The sequence below is a fragment of the Acidovorax sp. KPB24-07 genome (genome assembly GCF_057543315.1).
Genome location: NZ_BAAJYS010000185.1, coordinates 1 through 7,339 on the forward strand (window position 1 = coordinate 1; position 7,339 = coordinate 7,339).

A 7,339-nucleotide genomic window follows, 5' to 3' on the forward strand; every position below is an offset into this window, starting at 1 on the left:
GGCGCCCATCCTCATGGTGGCCGTGCCGGGCGAGGACGCGAGCGATGCCACGCTGTACTCGCTGCGCCAGGCGGCGGCGCGCTCGCTGGGCATCCGCCCCGGGGCGCGGCTGGCCTGCGTGACCGTGATCTCGCCCTCGGCCAGCAGCGCATCGGACAGCGAGCGCAGCGAAACCACGCTGCACCGCCGCCACCTGGTGCGCCTGCGCCAGTGGTCCGCCGGGCTCGACCTGGCCGGCCACAGCGCCAGCCACCAGGTGATCGAGGCGAGCGATGTGGCCCAGGCCCTGGTGCGCTACGCGCAGGGCAACCGCGTGGGCGTGATGATCCTGGGCGCGGCCACGCACGGTGTGCCGCTGCAGCGCTTCATCGACACCATTCCGATCCGCGTGGCCCGCGATGCGCCATGCACCGTCATCCTGGTCAAGCAGCAGTTGCCCTTCACCGAACTGGCCGGGGGCGACAATGCTCCCCATGGATAACCTGCCCGGCACCGAGCCCACCCCTTCTTCCTCGCATCCCTACGCGCCCCTCACCCCCGACCTCGTGCTGGACGCGCTCGCCAGCGTGGACCTGTACGGTGACGGCCGCCTCATGGCCCTGGGCTCGTACGAAAACCGCGTGTACCAGGTGTCGCTGGAAGACGGCAGCCGCGTCGTCGCCAAGTTCTACCGGCCGGGCCGCTGGAGCGATGCGCAGATCCTGGAAGAGCACGCGTTCGCCGCCGAACTCGCCCAGGCCGAGGTGCCCATGGTCGCCCCGCTGGTGCTGCAGGACCGCACGCTGCACCAGCACGCGGGCTTCGCGTTCTCGGTCAGCCCCTGGCGCGGCGGGCGCACGCCCGAGCTGGACGACTTCGAGGTGCTGGAGTGGATCGGCCGCTTCCTCGCCCGCATCCACACCGTGGGCGAGGCCCGGCCCTTCGCGCTGCGCCCGGCGCTGGACGCGGCCACCTTCGCGCAGGAGCCGCACGACTGGCTGCTGGCCCAGGAGATCATCCCGCTGGACCAGCAGTCGGCCTGGCGCAGCGCCTGCGAAGATGCTATTAAATTAATAGCACAAAGTGCATGGAATACCTCGGCAGGCGGCACGTTTGCCTTGAAGGATGCGCGCCCGCTGCGCCTGCACGGCGACTGCCACCCCGGCAACGTGCTGTGGACGCCCACCGACCGGCCCGGCGGCGGCCCGCACTTCGTGGACCTGGACGATGCGCGCACCGGCCCGGCCGTGCAGGACCTGTGGATGCTGCTGTCCGGCGACCGCCGCCAGCGCACCGTGCAGCTGTCCGCGCTGCTGGACGGCTACGAGCAGTTCCGCCCCTTCGACCGGCGCGAGCTGGCCCTGATCGAGCCGCTGCGCACGCTGCGGCTGATCCACTACAGCGCCTGGCTGGCGCGCCGCTGGAACGACCCGATCTTTCCGATCAACTTCCCCTGGTTTGGCAGCAGCGACTACTGGCGCGGGCAGGTCGACATGCTGCGCGAGCAGATGGAGGCGATGCAGGAAGCGCCGCTGTCGGCATAAGAGCAGCGAGCACAAGATGCTCGATGGCCTTAGCGGCCCTGCGGAAGGCGCGTGGACGGATGATCCTCTGCCAAGCCCGCGCGGTTCTGCAGGTCGTCGATGGCATCCTCGTGTCTCTGGATGACGGGCTCCACTTGCCTTCCCAATCGTTCGGACTGTGCGGTCAACAATTGCACGGCACCCACCGGGTCATCGCCCAGGTCGATGCGTTGAGAGTTCTGGCGATTCAGCGTTTGCTGCAGCGCCGTCAAATGTCCCGCCGCTGACTGCACCCGCGTGCGCAAGGATTCGAGTTCCCTGCGTACGGGCGAACCAAGCAACTCATTGGTGTCGGGGCCCAGCAGTCCATTGATTCTCCGTTCGCGGGACCGCAGCCCGGACAGCGCCGCATCGACGCCGAACGCAGCCGATGCCGATTGTTCGGCCTGCACACCGGCATTGGTACTTGCCGTGCCTTGATCCTGACGGCGGCGAACGGAAGCGTTCCCGCTGGAGCCGCCGATGCAATTGCCCATGAAGCTGTCCTCCAGTTTTTGAACGGCCCATATTCCCTGAAAGCGCTGGGCAACGGCGAGGCAAGGCGAAGAACGGAGCATTCAAACGAAACCGCGGCTGCCAATGCGGCCATGTCTGCGCGCGACACAAGGGACCCCGGCGCACTCGAAGCGCCACCGATGCGTCGATGCCACGAATACATACCGCGGATTTTCGATGAATGTTAACAATTGTCACATTCCAACCGATAGCGAAATTAAAAGGTAGTTTCGGCACCTCGCCGCGCCCTACCGGCGGTCCGTATTCCATTGCCTTTGCCGTTTCCTGGTGTCCCATGCGTATCGCTGCCCTTGACGACGACCCGATCCTGATGGAGCTGATCCAGGCCTCTGTCGAACATGCCGGGCACCTGTTCCACCCCTTCACCGAGGGCACCAGCCTGCTCAAGGCGCTGCGCACAGAGACCTTCGATCTGCTGATCGTGGACTGGCACCTGCCCGACATGAGCGGCATGGAAGTGGTGCGCACCCTGCGCGCCGGCCTGGCGCCGCAGATGCCCATCCTGTTCGTGACGCGCCGCAATGCCGAGCAGGACGTGGTCGAGGCGCTCAACTGTGGCGCCGACGACTTCATGACCAAGCCCATCCGCATGGGCGAACTCATGGCCCGCACCGCGGCGCTGCTGCGCCGGGCGTACCCGTCCACCGTGGCGCGCACGCTCGATTTCGGCCGCTACCGCTTCGAGCCCAAGACGCGCACGCTGTGGATGGACGGCACGGCCGTGGACCTGAAGAACAAGGAATACGACCTGGCGCTGTTCATGTTCCAGAACGCGGGCCGCCTGCTGTCGCGCGAGCACATGCGCCAGAGCGTCTGGAGCGAGGTGCAGGACGTGCCCTCGCGCTCGCTGGACACGCACGTCTCGCGGCTGCGCAACAAGCTGGCCCTGTCGCCGGAGAACGGCTACGTCGTCAACGCGGTGTATGGCATGGGCTACCGCCTGGACGTGGTCGACGCCACACAATCCGCCTGAGCCTGGGCGCCAGCGCCGGCGGCACGCGCCGACGACTCTCTCAGCCCCCTGATCCGCCATCCATCAAAAAAAAGGGCGGTCCCGCATTCGGGACCGCCCTTTTTCCCTGGAGGTGAGCCCCCCGTGCCAGGTCAGCGCCGGCGCGGGCCGTGGGACTGGCGCAGCGCCAGTCCACCCAGCAGGCACGACAGCAGGATCAATGCCCACTGCGACAGCGTCGGCACGCTGGCGATCGCATCGGGCGGCGGCTGCACGGTCGTGGTCTTGCTCGACGTGTTGTTGGTGGGGTCGGTGTCGCCCGGCGCGTCCAGCGTCGCCGTGTTCACCAGCGGTCCGTTGCCGGTGTAGGGCTGCGCCAGGCGCGTCTTGACGCGCAGGGTGCGGCTCGCGCCCGCCAGCAGTTCGCCCACCGAGCAGGTCACCGAGGTACCCGCAGCCACGCAGTCGGACGAGGAGACGAACGTCAGCCCCGCGGGCAGCGGGTCCACCACCTGGGCGCCGTTGCTGGTCAGGTTGCCGTTGTTGCGCACGGTGAAGGTGTAGTCCACGTCCGCGCCCGGGGCGATCGGGCCATCGGGGCCGGCCTTGAGGATCGACAGGTCGGTGGCGATCGGGTCGCGCTTGGTGGAGGTCTGGTCGTACGTGGTGTTGTTGACCTGCGTGTTCTGTCCGCCCTGCAGGAACTCGGTTTCGCTCACCGACACCACGGCCCTGTGGAAGATCGTGCCCGACGCGGCCCCGGCCGGCAGGCTCGTCGCCTTCATCTTGAACGTGATGGTGGCCACCTCGTCCTTGGCCAGGCCCGGGAAGGTGCACGACACGCCGCCCGAGGTCGCGCCGATGGCCGGCACGGTGCAGACGCCGCCCTTGTCCACCGTGAGGCCGCCCGTGAAGCCGAATGTGGCCGAAGAGGCGCCGTTCGTGGGGTGGGTCACCGGGAACGTGTCCGTCATCACCACGTTCGTACCGAACGACGGGCCCGAGTTCTTCACGGTGATGGTGTAGGTCGTCTCGGCGCCCAGGGCGATGGCGTCGGCGCTGTGCGCCATCGACACCAGGATGTCCAACTCGGGCTGGGTCAGCGTGATCTCGGCCGCGGCCTGGTTGTTGGTCAGCACGGGCTCGTCCGTCGCGGTGCCGATCTCGACCGTGTTGGAGAGCTTCACGCCCGGGGCCCAGGCGCCCGCCGCACGCAGGCGGTAGGTCACCTCGTACTGGCCGCCATTGGCGAGGAACACGCTGTTGCCCGTGGTGCCCCAGCGGCAGTTCAGCGTGCCGCCGTTGCCGGGGGGCACCGCATCGCACACGCCGCCGTTGGAGGCGACGGGCGTGCCGATCAGCACCCCGTTGGCGGGCAGCACGTCCCTCAGCCACACGTTTTCGGCCGACGACGGGCCATTGTTCCTGGCGCGCACCACGTACGTGATGGGTTCGCCCGAGATCGCGGTCGGCGTGGGCGAGACGGTCTTGGAGGCCACCAGGTCCACCCGGGCCGTGACCTGGCTCGTCACCGATGCGGTGTTGTTGCCCAGGACCGGGTCCACCACTTCGGGCGAATAGGCCGTGGCGGTGTTGGTGCGGTTCGCGGTGGTGGCCACCGTGGGCCGGATCGCCACGGTCACCGTCGCGCTGGCGCCGCTGTTGAGCGTGCCGAGCGAGCACAGCAGCGTGGCGGTGTTGACGTTGGACGCGCCCGAGGGCGTGCAGGTGCCGGCGGTGGTGTTCACCGACACCAGGCCCGGGGCCGATGCGCTGGTCACCAGGCTGGGCAGCACGTCGCGCAGGCTCACGTTGGTGGCGGCGCTGGTGCCGTTGTTGGTCACCACCATCGTGTAAGTCAGCACGTCGCCGGCAGGCACCGTGGGCTTGTCCACGGATTTGACGATGCTCAGGTCCGCCTGCACCTCGTTGCCGGGGGTCTGGTCGGATGCGCCGACGCCCACGCCCTGGCAGTTGATGCCGTGCGCGGGGTCGGTGTACCACGGGTCCTCGCGGGTGCCGCCCGTCTCGGGGCTGAACTTCACGCAGGCGTTGTTGGTGGCCGAGCCCGCGGTCGTGCGCACTGCGTTGACCACGATGTCGGGGGCATTCGCATTCACGGCCAGTCCGGCCGTGCGCTCGCAGGTGAAGGTGCCCGGGCCCACCAGCGGCAGTGCCGAGCAGGTCCAGCCCGCGCCCGAGGCCGCGTTGAGGCCCGTCAGGGTCACGCCGGCGGGCACCGAGTCGGAGACGACGATGCTCGGGGCGGCCGGCACGGTGGCGGCGGCCGGCGCGATGGCGAGCGGTCCGCGGTTGCGTGCCGTCAGGCGGTACTGGTAGGTCTGGCCGATGGCCACGGCCACGCCCTGGCCGTTCACGTAGTTGGACGCGGTCTTCGTGATCTGCAGGTCGGCCACGTTGGTCGCCGTGATGAAGACGCTGGCCGGCGAGTTGTTGGTTGTGTCGGGATCGGTGCGGGTCGGCACGTCGATCGTGACGGTGTTGGGCAGCGTGCCCGTCTGCTGCACCAAGGCCACCACCGTGATCGCCGGCAGGTTGCTGAAGTTGGCGCCCGCATAGCCGCCGGGCAGGTCGCAGGTGATCACCTGGCCCGCCGCGCTGCAGGTCCAGCCCGTGCCCGTGGCGGACACGAACGACAGGCCCGCACCCAGCGTGTCGACCACCTGCACGGGCACGCCGGTGAGCAAGGTGCCGCCGTTCAGCCGGGGCGTGACCGTGTAGGTCACCTGGTCGTTGAGCCCATAGGTCGTGGCACCGTTCACGGCCTTGGTGACGGAGACGTCCGAGGCCGTGCCGGCCACGTTGACTTCGGCCGTGCCGGTGTTGTTGGCGGTCTGCCCGTCGGGCATTTCCGTGGACGCATCCTTGTAGCCCTTGACCGAGAACGACGTCGTGATGGAGCCGGTCACATTGGGAGCGGCGTCCACCTCCAGCGACGGCACCGTGCCGCCATTGGCCAGCGCACCGGCGTGGGAGCAGGTGACCACCGTGGCGGGCGTGGGGGCGCCGGGGGACACGAGCGGCGAAGCGTTCGAGGCCGTGGGCGTGCAGGTCCATCCGTTGCTGCCGCCCACGCGGGTGAACGAGGCGCCCGTGGGCACGCTGAACATGACCTCCACGCGCCCTGCGGCGGGAATGCCGATGGGTCCCTGGTTGCTCACGTCCACCACATAGCGGTAGGGCTGGCCGGGCGAGAGCGGGTTGCCGGGAGGCGCCGTGGGATTGGTGGTGACGGCCAGGGCCAGGTCGGCGGCCTCGGTCGTGGTGATGCGGCGGTCCAGCGCGTCGTTGCTGGGGTCCGAATCGGTCTCGTTGCGCGTCACGCGGGCGTTGTTGATCCAGTTGGTCGAGACCGTCGGAAGCACCACCTCGAAATCCACCACCTTGGTGGAATTGACCGCCATCGAGCCCAGGTCGCACTGCACCGTCTGGTTGGCGACCGTGATGGCTGTGCCAGGGGTGATGGCCGGCGTGCAGGCCATGCCCGCCGGGGTCGTCGTGACCGACTGGAACACCGCGCCCACGGGCAGCTTGTCGGTAAGGACCACGCCGGTGGCCGCGCTGCCGGTGTTGTGCCGCACCGTCACCACGTAATGGAAGGTGCCGCCCGCCGGGCCCGAGGCCGATGCGGGCACCGCGTCCTGGTTGACCAGGATGTCGGTGGTCTGGGCCAGCACGGCCCCGGGTGCCAGCAGGCACCCGGCCAGCAGCAGCCCGTATCCCCGCCCGCCCGGCAGGCCTGGGCGGGCGGCAGGTCTGCGCGCGGGCGCAGAAGCGAAAGCAGCAGGCCACAGCAGGCCCGCAGCCCGCCGTGCAAAGGAAAGAACCATACCGATCTCCAGATTGTTGTAGTGAGCAGGTCCGGGCACGCCGCGACGCCGCGGGGGCCCTGGCGAGGGCCGGAAGGGGGTCGTTGGCAAGGGAGGACCGGCGCGCGGTGCCTTGCCGGCGTGGCCGGGAGTGCCGCGAATCTAGGGGGTGGGCTCTGCGGTTTTCAGAATTCAACAATTGTTGACATTCGGTCTTGCATTTGTGCGTTCGGCACCACATGCAGCGCGCGCCGCAACGTCCGTCGGCATGGGCCTTCGGCCCTCCCGCGCGGCCCATCGCGGACACTTGCCGGCATGCTGCCCGCCTTCCTTGCCGCCCCCCCCTTTGCCGGCGTGCCCACCGTTTGTCCCACCCGCCCCCCACCGCTCCGGTCCGTTTCGTGGTGGCGGCTTCGCCCCCTGCTGTGGCTCGGCCTGGCCTGCTGGGCCGCGCTGGCCGGGCCCGCCCGCAGCGAGCC

Annotated in this window: 5 protein-coding genes; 3 read left to right on the top strand and 2 right to left on the bottom strand. The window is 69.1% G+C overall.

Annotation, left to right across the window (positions count from 1 at the left end):
• Positions 1-481 (top strand): universal stress protein (locus tag AC27IQ_RS16400; RefSeq protein ID WP_487090088.1); only part of this gene is annotated, 481 nt, incomplete at its 5' end.
• Entirely contained in the window at positions 474-1,523 is a 1,050-nt protein-coding gene (locus AC27IQ_RS16405) for a serine/threonine protein kinase (protein WP_487090089.1), read from the top strand. The genes AC27IQ_RS16400 and AC27IQ_RS16405, both read left to right, overlap by 8 nt.
• 29 nt (positions 1,524-1,552) lie before the next feature.
• Here AC27IQ_RS16405 and AC27IQ_RS16410 read toward each other — a convergent pair whose 3' ends face one another.
• On the bottom strand, positions 1,553-2,119 hold the full coding sequence (locus tag AC27IQ_RS16410) for a hypothetical protein (RefSeq protein WP_487090090.1): 567 nt from the start codon (positions 2,117-2,119) through the stop codon (positions 1,553-1,555).
• A gap of 233 nt (positions 2,120-2,352) precedes the next feature.
• Between AC27IQ_RS16410 and AC27IQ_RS16415 the strand changes: the two genes are divergently transcribed.
• Positions 2,353-3,051, top strand: coding sequence for a response regulator transcription factor (locus tag AC27IQ_RS16415; protein WP_284429532.1), 699 nt, complete (start codon positions 2,353-2,355; stop codon positions 3,049-3,051).
• A 131-nt stretch (positions 3,052-3,182) separates the two neighbouring features.
• Here the strand turns inward: AC27IQ_RS16415 and AC27IQ_RS16420 are convergent, their stop codons facing one another.
• Complete coding sequence (locus AC27IQ_RS16420; protein WP_487090091.1) at positions 3,183-6,881, bottom strand: IPTL-CTERM sorting domain-containing protein; 3,699 nt, start codon at positions 6,879-6,881, stop codon at positions 3,183-3,185.
• Positions 6,882-7,339: the final 458 nt, after the last annotated feature.

What these genes read in the sequence shown, in the direction of transcription:
- AC27IQ_RS16405 (WP_487090089.1), top strand. Translation starts at nt 474, where the DNA reads ATGGATAACCTGCCCGGCACCGAGCCCACCCCTTCTTCCTCGCATCCC.
- AC27IQ_RS16410 (WP_487090090.1), bottom strand. Translation starts at nt 2,119, where the DNA reads ATGCTCCGTTCTTCGCCTTGCCTCGCCGTTGCCCAGCGCTTTCAGGGA.
- AC27IQ_RS16415 (WP_284429532.1), top strand. Translation starts at nt 2,353, where the DNA reads ATGCGTATCGCTGCCCTTGACGACGACCCGATCCTGATGGAGCTGATC.
- AC27IQ_RS16420 (WP_487090091.1), bottom strand. Translation starts at nt 6,881, where the DNA reads ATGGTTCTTTCCTTTGCACGGCGGGCTGCGGGCCTGCTGTGGCCTGCT.